Annotated in this window: 18 protein-coding genes and 2 pseudogenes; 8 read left to right on the plus strand and 12 right to left on the minus strand. The window is 39.0% G+C overall.

Annotated features, from left to right (window positions below):
* Positions 1 to 309 precede the first annotated feature (309 nt).
* Complete coding sequence (locus CP943_RS11475) at positions 310 to 774, minus strand: SMI1/KNR4 family protein (RefSeq protein WP_080131423.1); 465 nt, start codon at positions 772 to 774, stop codon at positions 310 to 312.
* Positions 775 to 789: 15 nt separating this feature from the next.
* Positions 790 to 2678, minus strand: a pseudogene (locus CP943_RS11480) (T7SS effector LXG polymorphic toxin).
* Positions 2679 to 2987: 309 nt separating this feature from the next.
* Here CP943_RS11480 and CP943_RS22685 point away from each other — a divergent pair.
* Entirely contained in the window at positions 2988 to 3197 is a 210-nt protein-coding gene (locus tag CP943_RS22685; RefSeq protein ID WP_224146215.1) for a response regulator aspartate phosphatase, read from the plus strand.
* Between the two features lie 701 nt (positions 3198 to 3898).
* Positions 3899 to 4456 carry a GNAT family N-acetyltransferase gene (locus CP943_RS11490; RefSeq protein ID WP_105981015.1) on the plus strand — a complete coding sequence of 186 codons (558 nt, stop codon included), beginning with the start codon at positions 3899 to 3901 and terminating at the stop codon, positions 4454 to 4456.
* Here CP943_RS11490 and CP943_RS22295 read toward each other — a convergent pair.
* From CP943_RS22295 to CP943_RS11525, 6 genes and pseudogenes are all read right to left on the minus strand, one after another.
* Positions 4449 to 4556 (minus strand): annotated as a pseudogene (locus CP943_RS22295) (XtrA/YqaO family protein); the annotation flags it as partial. The gene CP943_RS11490 and the pseudogene CP943_RS22295 overlap by 8 nt on opposite strands.
* A 597-nt stretch (positions 4557 to 5153) precedes the next feature.
* The gene (locus CP943_RS11500; protein WP_051502138.1) at positions 5154 to 6305 is read right to left on the minus strand and encodes a serine hydrolase; all 1152 of its coding nucleotides are present in this window, start codon (positions 6303 to 6305) and stop codon (positions 5154 to 5156) included.
* An 858-nt stretch (positions 6306 to 7163) separates the two neighbouring features.
* Positions 7164 to 7829 (minus strand): flagellar brake protein, encoded by a 666-nt coding sequence (locus tag CP943_RS11510; protein WP_025811311.1) that lies wholly within the window; start codon positions 7827 to 7829, stop codon positions 7164 to 7166.
* 360 nt (positions 7830 to 8189) lie between these two features.
* Positions 8190 to 8654: an SMI1/KNR4 family protein gene (locus tag CP943_RS11515; RefSeq protein WP_025811310.1), complete on the minus strand. Its 465-nt coding sequence runs from the start codon at positions 8652 to 8654 to the stop codon at positions 8190 to 8192.
* A gap of 105 nt (positions 8655 to 8759) precedes the next feature.
* Positions 8760 to 9038, minus strand: a complete 279-nt coding sequence (locus tag CP943_RS11520; RefSeq protein ID WP_025811309.1) for a YwqI/YxiC family protein — start codon at positions 9036 to 9038, stop codon at positions 8760 to 8762.
* A 3-nt stretch (positions 9039 to 9041) separates the two neighbouring features.
* Complete coding sequence (locus CP943_RS11525; protein ID WP_033155122.1) at positions 9042 to 9431, minus strand: YwqH-like family protein; 390 nt, start codon at positions 9429 to 9431, stop codon at positions 9042 to 9044.
* A gap of 334 nt (positions 9432 to 9765) precedes the next feature.
* Between CP943_RS11525 and CP943_RS11530 the strand changes: the two genes are divergently transcribed.
* The 6 genes from CP943_RS11530 (at position 9766) to CP943_RS11565 (ending at position 14584) form a co-directional block, all read left to right on the plus strand.
* The gene (locus CP943_RS11530) at positions 9766 to 10044 is read left to right on the plus strand and encodes a hypothetical protein (RefSeq protein ID WP_039072786.1); all 279 of its coding nucleotides are present in this window, start codon (positions 9766 to 9768) and stop codon (positions 10042 to 10044) included.
* A 410-nt stretch (positions 10045 to 10454) separates the two neighbouring features.
* Positions 10455 to 10742 (plus strand): YozQ family protein, encoded by a 288-nt coding sequence (locus CP943_RS11535; RefSeq protein WP_020451786.1) that lies wholly within the window; start codon positions 10455 to 10457, stop codon positions 10740 to 10742.
* A gap of 520 nt (positions 10743 to 11262) precedes the next feature.
* Entirely contained in the window at positions 11263 to 11517 is a 255-nt protein-coding gene (locus tag CP943_RS11545; RefSeq protein WP_020451787.1) for a YciI family protein, read from the plus strand.
* An 874-nt stretch (positions 11518 to 12391) separates the two neighbouring features.
* Positions 12392 to 12829 carry a hypothetical protein gene (locus tag CP943_RS11555; protein ID WP_020451788.1) on the plus strand — a complete coding sequence of 146 codons (438 nt, stop codon included), beginning with the start codon at positions 12392 to 12394 and terminating at the stop codon, positions 12827 to 12829.
* 96 nt (positions 12830 to 12925) lie between these two features.
* Positions 12926 to 13777 (plus strand): SMI1/KNR4 family protein, encoded by an 852-nt coding sequence (locus CP943_RS11560; protein ID WP_105981017.1) that lies wholly within the window; start codon positions 12926 to 12928, stop codon positions 13775 to 13777.
* 162 nt (positions 13778 to 13939) lie between these two features.
* Positions 13940 to 14584 carry a DUF1796 family putative cysteine peptidase gene (locus CP943_RS11565; RefSeq protein WP_020451790.1) on the plus strand — a complete coding sequence of 215 codons (645 nt, stop codon included), beginning with the start codon at positions 13940 to 13942 and terminating at the stop codon, positions 14582 to 14584.
* A gap of 171 nt (positions 14585 to 14755) precedes the next feature.
* Here CP943_RS11565 and CP943_RS11570 read toward each other — a convergent pair whose 3' ends face one another.
* The 4 genes from CP943_RS11570 to CP943_RS11585 all read right to left on the minus strand — a co-directional run bounded on the left by CP943_RS11570 (position 14756) and on the right by CP943_RS11585 (position 18181).
* Positions 14756 to 16105 (minus strand): amidohydrolase family protein, encoded by a 1350-nt coding sequence (locus CP943_RS11570; protein ID WP_103749488.1) that lies wholly within the window; start codon positions 16103 to 16105, stop codon positions 14756 to 14758.
* 369 nt (positions 16106 to 16474) lie between these two features.
* Positions 16475 to 16726, minus strand: a complete 252-nt coding sequence (locus CP943_RS11575; protein WP_020451792.1) for a CotD family spore coat protein — start codon at positions 16724 to 16726, stop codon at positions 16475 to 16477.
* Positions 16727 to 16956: 230 nt separating this feature from the next.
* On the minus strand, positions 16957 to 17166 hold the full coding sequence (locus CP943_RS11580) for a hypothetical protein (RefSeq protein WP_020451793.1): 210 nt from the start codon (positions 17164 to 17166) through the stop codon (positions 16957 to 16959).
* 232 nt (positions 17167 to 17398) lie between these two features.
* Positions 17399 to 18181 (minus strand): alpha/beta fold hydrolase, encoded by a 783-nt coding sequence (locus CP943_RS11585; RefSeq protein ID WP_105981365.1) that lies wholly within the window; start codon positions 18179 to 18181, stop codon positions 17399 to 17401.
* Positions 18182 to 18268 lie beyond the last annotated feature (87 nt).

An 18268-nucleotide genomic window follows, 5' to 3' on the forward strand; every position in this document is an offset into this window, starting at 1 on the left:
AAGCTGACGACCTTCATCATCATTCGATACATCCGAGTTCACCCTTGATAAGGGAAAGGTGCGTCTCCCATTCTGGCCAATAAAAAAGCGGCCACCAATCAGCTGCACAACATCCGTGTGCAAAAGATCAGTGTCCGCAGGCTCTCCTTCTTGGACTCAGGTATACGTTCATTTTTCTTGTCTCTATCGTATGACAAAGTGGAATAGAAAAAGTCCCCCATTTTATCCCCCTTTTTGTCGGATTTTTCTCGGAAATTGAACAATAAAAAAAAGCACTCAATCAGAGATTAAGTGCTTGAATATATTAAATTATTCTTCATCGTCCCAATCTTCGTCTTCTTCCCAAATTTCTTTTTTCTCTTTTAGTCTTTCAAAAAGAAAAGTTAAGAAATCTTGTTCAACAGTTCTTCCATAACCTCCTTGAGTTGCCCAAACAACTACAGGACATTCTCCATCAATCATTTTATTCGTATCTAGGCAGTAGGCAAAGATATCGATATCCTCTATCACTACTAATCCTTCATTTAGGTTGTAAAGCTCTCTATACTCTTTAGTTTTTTCAACTACAGATGCACTTACCAGATCGTAGCCTAAAATGTTAGCAGCGTAGATCCCTCCAGAACCATATTTTTTTAAAAACCATCTATAGCTCTCCGGAAGATTAACATTAAGTTCATTTTCAATAAATTTAACCTTTTCTTCAGAAACTCCTCCTGTAATTGTCGCATGGTCTTTGTTCTCATCAATTAATTTTTCTACTTTTTCGGTTAACAATTACAACACCTCTAATCATTTTAAATATTGTTTAGCTCTCCATTTCCAGTACCTATCCCGAAACCTATCATACTGACTTTCTAAAACAGGATCATTTCGAAAACTCTCTCCATTTCCTTTTAGCCCGTGTAATACCTTGCTATATTTAGTATGCCAGCTATTTGGAATCTCTGCCATAGCGCCAGGTTCTTCTTGTATTAGGTGGTGTAGGTTAATTTGAGTACCATCATTTGCAAAAGGTGGTCTTCCTTCCTTCATTAACTGTAAATTTGTCTTTCCACTTTTAGGATCAATTCTATTAATATCAACATCCTTAAACATATACACTCTCCGGCTTACATTTTTAGTCTCTCCTTTTGTCTTTACGTGTCCTTCTATTTCAACAGCTTCATACCGTTTTTTATTTAACCAAGGTAGATTTATATTTTTTCCTGTAAACGGTTTTCTGCTTATATCAGAGACTTTCTTCGCAAACTGAATAAGACTGTCTTTTATATGCTCCCCATTAAGTGCATGATAAGGAACTTTCCCTCCGCCTGCAAGCTGAATTTGCGGCGCAAAAGGGTTGTGTATTTGAATCCCTTTTATGTTTGAAGCAACCCTTTGCATCGATTTCTTGAAAGACGCTACGCTTTTTTCCAAAGCTTGTTTCGATACTTTTTTAGAAGCTTTAGTTGCTTTGGCAGCGACCTGCCCTACCTTCCCCGCTTTGGCGGCTTTTGCTGCTTTGTCAACGCCTTTAGAACCAACAATCGATGTCCCGACCATTCCAACGGCATAGCTAAACCATCTGGCTTGGGTGTAAGAATCACCATTGACGACATCTCGTTGATACGAGTCTTCAATTCCTTTTTTTATAATATTGAATGTGACATCAGGATGATGAAGTGTAAAGTTAATGCCCTCAATCGTTTCGTCTGCGTGAACGACCATGTCCCATAGGCCTACCGCAGTATCGACGACTGCATTTTTGAGTCCTTCAGCACTTCCTTTAATTGCGTTGCCAAAATCACGAGCGCCTTCAATTTGATTGAAATATCGCTGTTGCCAAGGGGAAAGGTTTTCGTACCCTATTTCCGCAGCCATCTCATAAAACTCTGAAGCCGTTGAAAAATTGAAATCATCAAGCTTCTTCTTGAGTTCAGAAATTTTATTATCCTGTTTGCTAACCTCGCTAACTTCTTTTTCAAGCTTTGATCTCTTATCCAGCTTATCCAACATGACGCCCATCGCTGTGTCTTGGCCACCACGTAAAGCATCCATCTCATCTGGCTTTAAAATCGAGCCCTTTTGGTAACCGGTGATTTCAATTTTAGGGCCTGTGTACATCTTTTCAAGCCTACTTATGTATCTCTGCATCGTTTCCAGGTCGTTTTCTGCGGTTTTTAGAGCGCTTGTCTGTTCCCTGTCGAACGTATGCAGCTTTTCAATTGTCTGATTGATTTCCTTTAAGGATTCTGATTCTGTTCATGAAAATCGGTGTCATTCAAATCAGGCAAATCGACAATATGACTGACCTTCGCGATCGTGGCGTTCGATTTAGACACCAGGTGTTTGGTTGTTCGATTGGCCGCATTCAATCCTTGTTCTAGCTCGTGCTCAAGAAAGGTTTGCGAAATAAACCCGTTATGGTTTGGTTCCAGCGAATTCAATGCGGTTTTCATTTTCTTCAGCGTGGAACTGTATTTCTCTATGAAAGTATCATAGAACTGTAGAAAAGGGGTGTGGCACTCTTTGTAAAAGGCACGGATCGCGTCGCCACCTTTTCCTTTTAAAGCATCATCTAGTGATGCGATTTCCTCAACGCTTTTTTGGACTTTGTCGAATTCGTCTGATTGATGTTTTAATTGTTCCAACGTTTGATCAATAGCTTTGTGCAACGCCTGAACATCAAGAGTCTTCATAGCATTCTCCTCTAATACTAAAGTGACATACCACAAAATATTTTACCACTTTATAGAAAAGAATTGGTGAATAAATCCTGCCAATCCATGAAAATGAATCTTATTGAGCAGGTCTTATACCCTGACACGTTCGGCATAACCTTTTTCAGATTCCAAAAAAGGAAAATCATTGTAAAAAAATGATCCTTTATGTAAAATGAATCATATGCAGAAAAAGACAAGGTTTAATTTTTCGAATATTTAAAATCAACTATATGAAAGGATGCTGGGGGCATTGGAAGCTAAGTTGCGTTTGAGAAAGTCGGTAAAATGCTTAATGATTGGTATTGCTTTATTAGACAAAACAATATTCAAAATGCTACTAAACTGCGGGAAGAAATTAAAAATATACTGCCTAATATGAAAGAAAATCAAAATGTGCTGTTATATTTTAACCTTATAGATTCACGTTTTAAACTGATGACCGAGAATTACAAAGAATCTGGAGATCTGTTAAACGATATAAAATCAATAGCTTAGAATCCTGTACTGATGAAATGATTCAGTACTATTTCTCTTTCTTTTCCGGGTTGTATGAGTTTTATAAGAAAAGATTCACCCAAACTATTAATTTTTATAGAATTGCTGAAAGTCATCTACATAAAATCCCTGATGAAATCGAAAGGGCAGAGTTCAATTATCAAGTTGCCATTGCATACTATGAAATTCGGCAAAATTATTTTTCCTTAAATCATGCTGAAAGAGCATTAGAGAGTTTTAAAGCAAACGGTATGTATTCCAATAGAGCAGCAACGTGTCAAATGGTTATTGCATGTAACAAAATCGCAAAGTTTTCCTCTCCCCCCATTATATCAACTTTTAGACCTTCTGAACTAAAATGTAGTTTCAATTCTTTTAGTCTCAAAATATTACCTCCAAAATTTAATTAATATAATAAATAATCATCTTTAATGAACAATGACATCATACGATTGGAATATGCAGCTCTGTTTTCGTGTCAAAGTGAACCACAAAGCCATTGAACAAACCAAAGAATTTTTTCTGTAATCCTCAAAGCAGTAGCCCCATCTTTAAATCCCATTTGGGGGCATGGTTCGCCCACAATAAGGTATTTGAATTAACGATGATTGCCTTTATATAATTCTTTTAATCCTTTCCAATAAATTTTAAAATGGTATAATTTGATTGATTCATTTTTTTATGGAAGGGTATGAGACTTAATGAAATCAGCTTATTGGCTCGGTAATACAATTAAGTTAAGAGCACCTTTAAAAGAAGACATACATATATTTGATACTTTGGATCGTGACATATTAAAGAATCTGAATTCAATTTCTTTTCCTCGAACCAGAATACAAATTCAAGAATGGATTGATACTATTTCAAAAACTCCTTCAAATGAAAGTGACGATTTTTATTTTATTGCTGAAGATGAAAATGAAAATGTAATCGGCACGATTGAAACATTTGATTGTGATATTAAAAATGGTACATTTTCTTATGCCTTATCTGTTTTCCCTAGTTATAGAGGAAAAGGTTTTAGTAAAGATATGATTTTAACTGTGTTGAGATACTATTTTTTTGAACTTAGATATCAAAAGGCAACCATTTGTGTTTACTCGTTTAACAATGAATCTATAACTCTTCACAAAAATCTTAATTTTGTTGAAGAAGGTAGGTTACGAAATATGATTTATACAAATGGTTCATATTTTGATGAAATCTATTTTGGTATGACAAAAGAAGAATTTAAATCCTTTTATAAATTTCCTACTTAATCTTGTAACCCATTCTGTAATCAACACGAGGAAATTCACCCTTCACCGTTTCAATGATCGTTTTTCCATGTTCCGGTGCCTTAGCTTCGTAAGCTGTTCCGTACCACCGCTTTTTTCTCTTGCCCATTACGCGATGACTTGGACTTCTTTTGTTTGATTTCTTCACTCAAAGCAGTTGCGAGATAATATTTGATTGAGTCCATCGCTTTGATCTTTCATGTATCACCATCAGCCTCAAAAAGTGCAAAGATTGGACCATTCTTCATTCTGAATATAAATTCTGACTCTGGCTTGCTCAACTTGGGCGAACGTTCTATATGATGGAGCCAAGACGACTGGATTTGGTACTTGTACGTTTGCCAATGAAGCAACTCCTGTTTTTGCAACAACTTGTTGAAACCCCAACGGAATTGACCTCTTCCTCTTTGATATTTCCAACGACCTTTAACATGAGTCTCGGCCCGCATTTTTCACAAATACCGATTGCAATTTGATGTTGAATTCTTCAGTAGCGTAAAATTGATCAAATCTGAACGAAGGAAGTAGCACTTCAACATTGATAAACTCTTTACGCTGCGTGTCTCTATTAAGCTGAGAGTAAACAGCTAAGATTATTGATTTCGAGAAACCAAGAATTGAAATTATATTTTGGCCAAATACGGTAAAGACCGCGAGCGTGGTTTCCGATGGGGGATAGTCATGAAAGTGAACCAGGCAAATCTAAAATAGATAATTCTTTTTTGATATGGGCGCGGAATTTAGAGTCTTTTAAAAATTTCAGCAGGAACCCATTCATATTTCGAGAAAGTTTTGCTTTCTCGACTGGAGTTAAATCATTTGCAAAAAATGCAATATCTGTCTGGTTTCCATCTTTATCTGTCGCATACATTGCAATCGTAAGAATAAACGCGGTAGATCCTCCCTTTTGTCCCGCATGAACAAGCCATTCACAATTGTTTGGATTTCTCATTATTTGTTCCATTACTGGATCAAGATATTGATATACACTTTCACTAAAATATACTTTGCTATTTAGCTTTTTCATAATAGATACATAATCTCTAGTCGTTGATCGGGGCAAACGGTCAGACCAAATTTTTTGAAAATCATTGTCCAAAGTTTTTCTTAATTGTTTTTTTTCTTGATCAGTTAGTGGTTGGCTCAGCCATCTATTATGAATTTCAATCGCTTTATTACGGTATTCATGCATATCCATGTTTTTCATTACTTCTAGGACTTCTTTTTTCGATAAGTTCTTTTCATTCATCAGTTGGGCAGGTATATAAAGTGCACTTACAATGGGATACATAGGCTCATGCTTTAACATATCTAAGCTCTTTGGAACATGATTGATGTTTTGAAGCCCCAGCACCTCAATTAAGTATTCAGTATTTGCATTAGAACTGTAAGCAATCATCCCGTTGACTACCTCACATAATGGAACACGATCTATCTCTATCTCTTTGTCTTTTTTCAATTGAATAATCCAAGCCTCATGCGCACCGCCGTCTGTTTTTGGGATATAGAAATTCTCTAATTCCTTTAATCTTACTTCTTTTTGCGGATCGATTTTTCCTGCTGCTGCTTGTTGTGCATATTCAATGGCTAAGATGATTTTCACAGTACTTGCCAGAGGGAGTTGTTCGTTTACGTTAACATCAACCCAATTCTCATCGTTGTGTTTTATGGATAATGAGACATTCCCGCTTCCTGATTTTGCTTTAACAAACTGTACAATATACTCTGGATTTAACTTTTTTATTTCCCTCCGAAACATAAGAATACCGATTGCTATTACTAAACCAAGAGAAATTATTATACCTGCAATAATCAATAGTGCAATCTTCAATTTAACACTCCCTATAATGTTCAAATTACTATAGATACGAATTAAATAATGTTAGGTTTCAATTTCCTTCACACCAGCTCTTATGGTACGCAGTCCAGAAACCGTTCTTCTCAGGATTTCTGGGCATCATGGTCCATCCGAATGACACGGCCATCATCACGTTGATACTTAAGCTGGAATCACCAGTCCACCGCTTTTAAGAATAGCAAACGTTATTTCTGCCTTTTTGATAATCTCCGGGTTTCTCATCGTAATCTTCCTTTTAAAATAAGCCATCCCAAACGGCCTTTTTTAACTAAGTCTTGATCGGTTTTAATTTGTCATCAAGCAATTTCTCAACCTTTTTTCAATTCGTATTCGATTCTGCCAGACGAGAGCTCACAGAAATCTTACGACCGCCTTTTTCTACTGGTGTTTGGTGCTTTGCTTCAAAAAAGAAGTTTTTCAGCAAATTAAAAAGCCCTTTTTCTTCATTAGCAGAAGAAAAAAGGCTTCTCTTTTTTTTCGTTGGTTCAGCGGTCGCGACCATTGAATCCCGGTTATGTCACCTTTTTTGATAACGCATTCCAAGCTTATGCGACGAGAACTCAAGCTTCTTTTTTGACCTTGAAATCGGCCGGCGCAGCCTAGGATTCCACTGCTTCACCGACGATGTTGCTTGTCGATCTGCCGTTTTCATGCAGAATATCTGTTACATATGAAGGCTCACTACACTTCAGTGCAGTTGATGACTTCTGTTGGCAGAGTTGGACGCCAACTTGCCAACAGATTTCCATAAATGTATATGGCGGGGACGAAACATCTCTTCTGAATTAATTGAGGGATATCAGGCAGATCACTGTATTCCTAAACTTCCATTCATTCAGTTTTCAATTTCCTTCTTTCTGTCAATTGCAATTTTATGCAATAATGTACAAGGGTTTGCTCATCATGTTCATTCATCTTGATAAATTCAACTGTCATGAGCTGTTTGTTTGTTCTGCGATCAATGTAAGTGCGTTTAACTTGAGCATGGACGTCAATCACATCTTCATCATGTCCCTCATTTGGCAGATGGATACTTAGCTTCAAATCTTCTTCCGGTTCGTGTTTTTGCGTTTCTTCAATGATTAACGCAGCGCCTCCAGCACTGATATTTGCTGTATATGTTTTAAACATTGAGCCAGATCCATATGGGCGAACAGTGACGGGAAGCGTTGTATTGACTCTAAAAAATTGCCGTCTTTGAACTTTTTTCATTTGAACTTCTTCAGGTAAATACATATTTAGTACAGGTATATCCTGATAAATTTCCCGGCCTTTTATTACACTATTAAATTTATATGGGACTTGTTGCTCATTTATAAAATGAACTGTTACCGCTGTATTTGTTGGAATAATAACAGTTCTCCCCGTTTCTTCATCAACAGGATAATGCACTCTTAAAACATTGTCTTCAATAGATAGTACTTTGCTTTTCGCAAGGACATATTCTTGAATTTCGTTTTCAAATTCTATTGTTATAATATTTCCTAAAGATAACAATGGACATCACTCTTTCAATTCTACTTAATCATTATATCGGTACTATGACACATAATTTAAAAAAAGAAAAGAAGAAGGCATTGAAAGGCTACTAAATCTTACATACTGCATAGACTCAGCCGCTTCACCAGTAACCCTGACGATCTTCATCTTCATTCGATACATCATTTGATTATGGAAAGGTGTGTCCCCGGCATTAAAAAGCGGCCGCCAATCAGCTGCACAACATGTGCAAAAGATCAGTGTCCGCAGCCTCTTCGTCTTTGACTTAATATTCACGTTCGTTTTTCTTTTCTCTAGTTTTATCCCCTGAACATAAAACAAGCACTCGATCTGAGATAAGTGCTTGAATATATTAAATTATTCTTCATCGTCCCACTCTTCGTCTTCTTCCCAGTTTTCTTTAGACTCCTTAAGGTCTTTCATGAAAAACTCTAGAAAATTATGTGCAACAACATTTCCGTAACCTCCGTCATTAGCCCATACAATTACAGGACACTCTCCGTCTTCCATTTTATTTGTATCGAGGCAATAGGAGAACTCGTCAACATACTCTATTACAACTATCCCATCAGGTAAATTATAATATTTCCTATAGTCCTCAGTTTGCTCTACAACATAGGCACCCTCAAGGTCATATCCAAGTATCTCCACGCCGAAAATTCCACCTGAGCCATAGTTTTTTAAAAACCATTTATAACTCTCCGGGAATTCAACTTGAAGTGTTTCTTCGATCCACTTTATATTATTTTCATTCGTGCCTCCAGTAAATATTGCCTCATGTTTATTCTCTTCAATAAATTTACTTACTTTTGAGAATGTCATAAAATTATTCACCTCATCTGCTTTTCAATTTCTTCTGCTCTTCCAACGTTTGATCAATGGCTTTGTGCAACGCCTGAACATCAAGAGTCTTCATGGCATTCTCCTCTATTTTGTTTTCATCGAAGAAGCCAGCTGTTTGTCGGTGCCCTGCATTCCTTCGACTGCTGATTCCGTTTGGGCGGCTTGTTTTGAGAAGGCAGAGGCATAGGAAGAAGCGATCTTATGAATCGCCCGATTCAATTCCTCTATCTTCTTCGTCGCATCAAGCTGATTCTGGCCCTTGATATCTGTCGGAACCGATGCTTTCATTGAATGGCTGGAATGCTTCAAATTAGAAAGCTCTTGTTTGACTTCCCCAGTATTTACTTTTATTTCTTGACCCATTTTTCATTTACTCCTTGCTTCGCGCTTCGCGTTCTCAATCTTTTTCTCTAAAGAACGAACTTCCTGGCTGAGCGAGTGAATATCCTCTTCTAAAGATTTGATTCGTTCATCGATTTTGCTTAAAAGATCAGAAAGCTGTTTTCCGCTGATGTCATTGTAGGCAGTCTTCATCAGGCCTCGAATACGGTTAAAGGAGTCAGCAAGACTGCCTTGCCACGAATGAGACGACAACTGTGGTTCGGTGATCGTCTTTTTAGAATCAGAGAACTCCGTTTTGTCTTTTTCTAACTCTTTACGGCAAGCTTTCAGCTCTGTCAAAAATTCTTTCTTCATCGATAAATCAACTTTCATGATATCTAAAGCCAGCGTTTCTCCAAGTATTGAACCGATCATATGCAATACCTCGCTTCCCGAAAAATGTATGACAAAAGTAATGACCAACTAAGAGTTTACCACTATACGGAAAGGAATTGGTGAATAAATCCTTTCAACTATTCTTTAATCAAGAATTTCAAGCGCATAAAAAATACCGCTAATGAAACGGCTGCAAAAAGATAATTCAAAACTTATTTCTAAGCTAAACAACAACATCATGACTGAGAGCGCTTGTGATGTTTCTTGAAGCTGATATACTGCCTCATTTATGCGATCCGTAAGTTTTTCTGCTGCTCGGGTTAAATACTTTTCAGCAAATCAAGAAATACTGATGAAAAAGGTGGTGTCTTTTTTGGATTTTCCAATCATTCATACAAACTTTTGGGATGCTGTTATAGCAGTGCCAATTATTTTGATCGTCACACAGATAATTAAAATTTTTCTCAAGGTTCCCAAAAAGTATGTCCCATCAATTGCGATCGCACTAGGCTTAATCATATCTGTTTGCATAAGCCATCGACACAGCCTCATAGCTGGAGTATTTATGGGCGGATTCTATGGTTACGCAGCTATTGGTTCATATGCATCATTGAAAACAACCATTTCATCATATAGAAACAAAAAAGCATAAACAGGCAGGAAAAATATATCCAGAGTTGAATTCGCTTTTTTTCCGCTTTTATCCCCCAGAGGAGGCGCCCAACGTAAGTTCACATGTTCTTAAATACATAAGCCTTAATCATCGAATAGGAAGTTATCCTGTTTGATGTCTGCCATTGAAAGGATCGGCGTCGTTCCTGCTGCACGCCCGGTTTTGCTTTATGATTTTTGTGCGCCTGTTCTCTTTCCCTTGATATAGGGCTGAAGATTGATTTCCCGAAAAAGCGAATGAATACCACCTCAACAGACACAATAAAAAGAGTTGATATTTCAGCACAATTCGCAAAGGAGTGAAACCATTGTATTGAATGATCATCAGACTGAAAATGCCCCTTTCTATTTTAAAGGAAACATAAAATTCAATAATATGGAGTGATAAACGTGACGCAAAAACATGGAGCAGACAGACCCGATGACTACAAAAGATTTTCTTCAGCAGACAAGGAATACGATTCTCAGCAATCGTTAGACAGCAATGCTAAGACAGAGAACGTTAATACTGAAACTGATAACAAAGAAAACATGAATGACAGCACGGATGTGGCAGGAAAATATTTTGACCCCTCGGATTATGAAGGAGCCACGCAGTTGGAAAAAGGATTGGCTGAAACTCATGAACAAGTCAGTGATGACTATTTTGAAGGAACGATCGATCAAAATCTGGATTAGTCATTTGAACGGCGGAACTAACTTAAAAAGTAAGTTAGTTCCGCTTAGATTAACAAAGTATCGATGTTCTCAAGTCCCAAATTAATCATTCAGTAAATCAAAAGTGATGGCCGAATGACAAGCTTAGTCTTTTTACTGCCTCATCTCTAGAATTCCCTCAATGATCTTGACAATTATAAAAAGATGATTGATCCCTCCTTAAAATAAAAAAGACACAAAGCAAACTCATGATTGCGCTGGTTTTGTGTCCGAGGACTCTCCATTTAAGACTAATATTTTTGTAAATATCTATTTTTTTATTCCCTGTTTCCCTATTATTATCCGTGCCACTCTTTTCATGAAATTCAAATCCCGTCTCCTTGGTCTTCCGCTCCTTTACTTCAAAATCACTTTCAATCATTGCCAATGTGGCGCAATCGAAAGGAAAGCAGCTACGCCTTCCGCCGATCGAACTTTTATATGAATCTTCTATATATTTGTGCTAAGATAAAGTCATCTTTTGACAGAAAGGCGTGCTACGATGAAAAAATATTTACTCATAACAACCAGAACCGAGAATTTTGAAGATCAATATGTGCCAGCCCATTATCAATTTTTGGACAGGCTTAAAGCCGAGAACCGCTTGGAAATGTTTGGCCCTTTCAGCGATGCTTCCGGGGGCGCTTATCTTATCAGCGCAGAGTCTCTCAAGGAAGCAACAGAGATCGGAAATTCTGATCCGATTGTTGACAGCGGCTCTTCAACACTTGTCATTAAAGAATGGCAGATTAAATAAACTATTTGGACATAGCCAACATAAGCCTCTCCAAACACGGGAAGGCTAATCTTAAACGGAAAATCTAGACCTGCGGGTCATTTTGAAATTACGGTAAAACCGTTTTTTCCCTATTGAAGGAGAATAATATAAACGGCCATCGACATTTTTTAAAATTCTTTGATTTTTCATGTTCCATATTTCTTTTCCTTCGTCGGTAGGACAAGAAGCTATTTCTTGCAATCAACAACCTAGGGGGAGCCAAAGGTGAAATCGGCAGCCCCCTAGTCCCACGATTCAATTTTCTGAATAGTCACTTTGTTTATGATCAACCTTCCACCCATTCCTTCTATCCCTTTCACTGACTGCCATGCCCATCTGTTTTTTGTTTTTCATAGTTTTTGACAGTACCGCCTTTCCCTTTGATCCACATGATCCCGTCTACATCTTTTTCATCTAGTAAACCAAGGAGCCTATTTGTTTTTCCGTTAATGGCTGCAGCTCCTGCATATTTGATTTCCCTATTGACACCGATAACGTTTGAAGCAAATAGTTCGTTCCAGCATTCATCAGCCCGGCAATCTGGGCTCCTGCTGTGTACGGATTAACATATTGGTATGTCAAGGTGATTCGATCTTTCTTTGGATCATTGACGCCCATTTAAATAAATTTTTTCAAGGGCAGTCTCTCGGCCTTCATCAACCCCTACAGCAAAAGTCAAACCAAGATCTTCAATTTCATGGCTGCTCGACCATCCGGTTAAAAAAAGTTGGAGAGGCTTTTACACCCTATCAAAGCCATACGCGATTTTTGGTTTTGTGCTTCTCCTCAAAAAACTTCCATCTTTTTCAACTCATCTATGCTACAATAAAATGGAAAAAGGAGGGGGTTTTGAATGAAACGCTTTTTGCTGGTCATGGTGTTATTTTGTGGATTTTTCAGTTTTGGGAGCAGTGCTGAAGCTTATTCGTTCCCGCATAAGCTGAATCTTACGTTTACGGGAACTCATGTGGAGGACATTCCCTATAGCGACTCTAACGTTTCTCACTGGCATATTGGCTACAAGTTTACGATTTTTAATGCAGAAAACTGCAAAACAACGATTAAAATTCAGATGATGCATCTTTCCGGCAGGTTTATGAGTTTAAGCATTAAAGATTTTGAAGGGAACTGGCCTGATCGAACTGCTCAGGATGTCATCACATTGATGCCTAGGACTTACAGGCTTTATTTTGAGAATACCGAAGGTGAATGTAAAGATATTCGTATTAAAGGAACATACGGAGCTATTCCGCAAACGTATGATAATTTCTCGGTCTTCAGCCAAAGATAGCCGTTATAAAAGACTGCAGGAAGGCAATACAAGCATAAAGGCCCGAGCAGCATTTTGCATGATAGATACTGATATAAACGAATGTGGGGGAATCATTTGAAAAACTTTTGGATATACGAAGACGAAGATCCGTACACTTTAAAAAGCATATCAGAGAGAGGCATTCTGAAAGCTGAAAAAAAGTTAGGTGTGAGACTTCCGGAGGAATATAAAGCGCTTATTCTTGAACAAAATGGTGGCTATATCAATTTTAACGCCTTCCCTTCTGAACGGCCCACCTCCTGGGCTAAAGATCATGTCCAGTTTGACTACTTATTAGGCATAGGGAAAAAGGATGGAATTCTCGAGAGTAAAGCCTTTATTAAAGAATGGGGACTGCCTGACAACCTGGTCCTTATTCATGGAGACGGCCATACGTGGATAGCGCTTGACTACAGGGAGACGAAAGAAAATCCGCCCGTTCACTATTTTGACTCAGAATTTGAAGAAGATTTTAGATTAGCCGGCTCATTTGGAGAATTTCTCTCTAAACTTTATACAGATGACTCCATTGACGATGACCGCTGCGGACATACGGGAGGCATACATTCTGGGAATGCAGATATTCCCTATGTCTATTCGGAAGATGCCATCACAAAAGAAAAAGCGGAACAGATTCTGACTGAAAATTCGGCAGCCGATCTGTATCAGATTCATTACTACCCTATTGAAGGTTTGGATGATTTAAATTGGCTTCTGACAAAAATAAAAGAAAGCTCATTGATAGCAAATATTGACAATGGTGTCGAACTTGCCGTTGTTTTGGAATCTATTATTTCCCATCATAAAGATTTAATCCTTGATAACGAACAAACAAGAAGGCTGGTTTTAGACATTTCAGCTATTCTAAAGAATTTGAATGACTCTGTTATAGACATCCTTTTATTACAGATAAAAAATTCCCTTTAAAAAACAACTTTTACGTTGTTTTTTATTTATGTTTCCGCCCCATTCTTTAAACTCTCCTGTTCCGAGACCTCAATGTAGGCAACTGTTGTTACTCAACCCTTTTATAAAACATAGAATACTAAATAGATTGTTGGAAATTAATCCACAAAAGGAGTTAAGATTATGAATTTGAATGATATAAAAGGAGACTATAATGCCATTTTCGGATTAGGCCACCTCTGTTTAACTGCTCTTCAGCTTAGGAAAAACAATTTAAGGCCGTATGCAGGTCCTTTAGACTGGGTCGGCACCTCTTCCCTGACCGAACTGAACCGTCTTTTAAAGAATCGCTTTTCAAATTTTATGGCACCCCAAAATCTAAGGGTAACAGGCTACTCAACAGGTGTTTATACTACTGACCGTTATATCTCTTTAACAGATGATTATTATCATGTCGATTCAGCTCATGATTTTAAAGCAGATAAAAATACACTCGAACATCTTGCCACATACAATGAAGTGATGGAAAAATTCAATAGAAGAATCAACAGATTTTATGAAAAGATGTCAACCGCTAATCGGATCCTTTTTGTCAGAACTAACGGAACCTACAAGGAGGCTCAAGAACTGGAGTCCGTATTATCGGATTTAGTACAAAACGACTTCAGGGTACTCCTTATCAATCACTCAAAAGTTAAAGGAATTGTCGAGCAGAATTGGCCATTAAAAAGAATATGCGCGGTTACACTTCCAGATCGTGAAATTTGGCAGTCTAATGATCATCTGTGGAGAGAAATGCTTAATGGCGTGAATTATATCCCCTTCTAATCAAAACTTATAAGCGACAGGAAAAGGTTATAACATCATCATAACCTTTTCCATACATACTCTTCTCTGAAAACTAAACCAAAAAGCTGGTCTTCAAACAGAAACAATTCCCAAAGAGCGGCCTTCTGAAGTCAAGCAAGGTAAGTTTATCACTGAATTTCAAAGGAAAGATCAATAGGCGCCTTCAGGGGATCGGGATAAGATATGGTCTCTAGCTTCCAGCGCTTTTTGTCTCACCTTTTCAAGATCTGCATCAACCAATCGACCGTTTCGTTTCACTGCTTTTCCTGCGACATATACGGAATCTACATTTCCGGTGTGCGCGCTTTGGACGATGGCCCCCACCGCATCAGTCAAAGGGAGCAAATTGACGCTGTCCGTTTTCACCATGATAAAGTCAGCATCTTTGCCGGGGGAAAGCGAGCCGATTTTATGATCGAGCCTTAATGCCCTCGCCCCGTCAATGGTCGCTGCTTTCAAGATTTGTTCGGCCGATATGCTCAATTCGGGACCAGGCATGATCCCTTCTTTCAACAGCTCTTCATTGCGCTTTGCACGCTCTGCTTGAAGGGCAAATTTCATCTGTGCGAAAAGGTCACCTCCCGTCGATGTCACAACATCAACCCCAAGTGCAGTAAGAACCCTGTTTTTTAGGGCGAGCCCTGTAACAGGATAGCCGTGCCCCATCATCATCTCAATTTCTGGTGTCACAGAAATCGAGCTTCCGTGAGCCGCAAGCATTTTCATTTCTTCTTCACTCATCGCATTGGCATGCACCATATTTAAATCGGGACCGAGCAGCCCGGCTTGATTCAGCTTCTCAATCGAACGATCTTTCGCTCCCCAGTTGCCAAACGCAATATGCATGCTGCATAAGGCATCAAGTTCCCGGGCCGTTTCGATTTCAAACACAGATGTCTTCCATGAAGAAAACTCCGGACCGCGAATGGCAAGCCCCATCGTCAAAAGCTGATCCTTCGATTGAAAATATGCTTTTTTTACCCGTTTCGCTTCGTCCATATTCGAAAGATCACTGTCTCTGTCCCAATATTCGGCATCACCGGATGTTCCGAAAGCGAATACTGCGCGAATGCCGGCGTCTTTCAGTCCCGCAATCAGCTGGTCCGTATGATCAGGCGATTCAATCATCGTCCAGTCCAGCAAAGTTGTGACCCCTGCCTCAAGCGCCTCAAGCGCTCCTAAATAGTTCGCGACCCAATCATCCTCAGGCCTTCTCATTGATCCATAATTGCCATAATAAATCCGGTTTAAATAGGTTTGCAGGGACCAGTCGGCTCCGATTCCGCGGATCACAGATTCCCATACGTGGCGGTGTGTATCGACAAATCCAGGCATGATCAGCATGTTGGAGGCATCAACAATCTCAGCGTCTCCCGGTGCAATCGACTCGGCAACGTCTAGAATGAAGGAGCCTTCAATCAGCATGTCCCCTTTTTCGATCGTATGAAGCTGCGGATCAAGAGTTACAATCGTTGCATTTTGAAAAAGTGTTTTTTTCATAACGGTTCTCCTTTCTTCCCAGCCAACTAGAAAAAACAGCATCCTATATGTACCATTTTAAAATAAAAAAGGTATAAATGATATTAATATGTATTGTGCGACTTGAAAATCCGCCTTCTGAGCTAGATGGAAGAGATGCAGTACACGATCACGTTAGAAAAAAAGAAAGGTGAATTGCAGGAAACAGCGGTTGTTTAAATTGCAATGATGCGTTGTGTATTTATCGTAAATTCTGCTTTCATACTGCTCGCAATCACGATATACGGTTACTACCTCCCAAATGGAAACAGACCATAAAAAAGCTATGGTCTGTGAAATGAGTGAACGTATATTTAACTGCGATCAAAATATGGTATAATCAAGCTTTTATTAATAGCAATGGCCATAGTCCGACTTTTTTTCATAGCCTTTGCAAGGTTTTCCGCAATGATAGTGTTCATGCGAAACGTCTTTATGATGTGAATAAGTGTGCGGATAGTAATGAACATGTTCATATTTGTGGTGGTCAATTTTTTTAGTATGCTGCGGATGAATATGAGGAACGACAGACTTTGAATACTTATGATCCTCACAATATTTCGTAGGGTAAACATGCGGCTCATGATGTTTTTTGCAGTACATGTGTACACGCTCCTTTCATTTTATAGATTCACTAGTACATTATGCTGAAAAGCTAAAGTCTGACTGCATAAGTACCTATACTTTGTCCCTATTTTTGCCCGTTCATTTTCTGAAGATCGTGTTTGGAAAATCTGCTTGATTACCCTGAAGCATCCGCCGGTTGAATACCCCTTGCTTCCGGAGTTAAAAAACACACTAAACGAATACTTTAAATGTTCGCTTAAAGTCCTTCATCTCCAATATACCTTGACGGGCTCTGTATGAATATGCAGCTCTGTTTTTGTATCGAAATGAACAACAAAGCCTCTGATTAATCCATAGAACTTGTTTTTTTCTGTAATTTTCATAACGGTCGCTTCGTCTTTAAATCCTGGCGGATGGCATGGCTCACCTACAATATATTGCTTTGAATGAACGGTGATTGCTTGAATTGACTTCATTAAATTCCATTCCCCCTCAAGAAACGTCATGCTTCCTTCTGCTTCTGCGCAAAACGGAGATTCACCCTAGTAAAAATTGCGATTCTTCTCTTCCCTGGAGTGCAAAATTATTCGGGTATTTTTACGCTACAAACTGTAGAAGCAGTCTCGGTGATTATCATCATAACACGTTATCCAAAATATTCCTTTCTGCTTTTTGAACATTATGTGGCGGCAGCTCCTCGGTATAGAATCAACCGATAAACTGCGTTAAAATACGGTTGAACATTTCACGTTCCTCCCAGAACGGACCGTGTCCGCTGTATTGAAACGGAACAAGATATGAATTTCTTATTTTGCGGTTGAGTCCCTTTGCTTGTGCAAACGGAATCACCTTGTCTTGAACACCGTGAATGATCAAGGTCGGAGCAGCGACTTTTCCAAGATCATCATACAGTTTCTCATCTCTCAGCATGTCGATGACCGCTTTTGTTGACCAGCCCGCCGCCTGCAATCCCAATTGAAAAAACCAGTCCGAGAACGGTTGTGTAATATATTGAAAGAAAAATGTGTCGGTCACTTCACGCATCATCTTAGGACGATCGTGAGACGCTTGCTGAAGCAATTTGGCTGCCGTCTCTTCTGTAAATCCCACAGGTGCCGCTGCATCGATCAAAACCAGCTTTGAGACCCCGGAACCCCTGTATCGCGACATATAGCGAAGTGCTATGGCGCCGCCGGTTGAATGACCGGCAAGCGTGAAGCGGTTTAGTTGAAGCGTCTCAACGACAGCGCGGATATCGTCAGCCAAACGGTTGTAATTGTAGCCCGTCGCCGGCTTATCCGAACGCCCGAATCCCCGCCAGTCAATGCCGATACAGCGGTATCCCTTTTGTGAAAGATCGTCAAATTGATATTCAAACTGCAGATGGCTTAATGGCCAGCCGTGCAAAAATACAATTGTTTTGCGGCTTTGAGGATTAATGTCTTCTACGTACAGGTTAACGCCTGATTCTGCCTGAACAAAGTATCCCATGCCGTCGCCCCCAATCATGGTGTCTTTTACCATAAGGTACTCCCAAAATGTCAATAGGTGAATGTCCTGGCGGCTGAAGGTGAAGAA

The sequence above is a fragment of the Bacillus paralicheniformis genome (assembly GCF_002993925.1).
Taxonomy (GTDB): Bacteria; Bacillota; Bacilli; order Bacillales; family Bacillaceae; genus Bacillus; species Bacillus paralicheniformis.

Bases quoted from the DNA above. Each gene is read 5' to 3' on its own strand.
- CP943_RS11565 (WP_020451790.1), top strand. From the start codon at position 13,940: ATGAATTTGAATGATATAAAAGGAGACTATAATGCCATTTTCGGATTA.
- CP943_RS11570 (WP_103749488.1), bottom strand. From the start codon at position 16,105: ATGAAAAAAACACTTTTTCAAAATGCAACGATTGTAACTCTTGATCCG.
- CP943_RS11545 (WP_020451787.1), top strand. From the start codon at position 11,263: ATGAAAAAATATTTACTCATAACAACCAGAACCGAGAATTTTGAAGAT.
- CP943_RS11515 (WP_025811310.1), bottom strand. From the start codon at position 8,654: ATGACATTCTCAAAAGTAAGTAAATTTATTGAAGAGAATAAACATGAG.
- CP943_RS11490 (WP_105981015.1), top strand. From the start codon at position 3,899: ATGAAATCAGCTTATTGGCTCGGTAATACAATTAAGTTAAGAGCACCT.
- CP943_RS11575 (WP_020451792.1), bottom strand. From the start codon at position 16,726: ATGTACTGCAAAAAACATCATGAGCCGCATGTTTACCCTACGAAATAT.
- CP943_RS11580 (WP_020451793.1), bottom strand. From the start codon at position 17,166: ATGAAGTCAATTCAAGCAATCACCGTTCATTCAAAGCAATATATTGTA.
- CP943_RS11555 (WP_020451788.1), top strand. From the start codon at position 12,392: ATGAAACGCTTTTTGCTGGTCATGGTGTTATTTTGTGGATTTTTCAGT.
- CP943_RS11520 (WP_025811309.1), bottom strand. From the start codon at position 9,038: ATGGGTCAAGAAATAAAAGTAAATACTGGGGAAGTCAAACAAGAGCTT.
- CP943_RS11525 (WP_033155122.1), bottom strand. From the start codon at position 9,431: ATGATCGGTTCAATACTTGGAGAAACGCTGGCTTTAGATATCATGAAA.
- CP943_RS11585 (WP_105981365.1), bottom strand. From the start codon at position 18,181: ATGGGATACTTTGTTCAGGCAGAATCAGGCGTTAACCTGTACGTAGAA.
- CP943_RS22685 (WP_224146215.1), top strand. From the start codon at position 2,988: ATGCTTAATGATTGGTATTGCTTTATTAGACAAAACAATATTCAAAAT.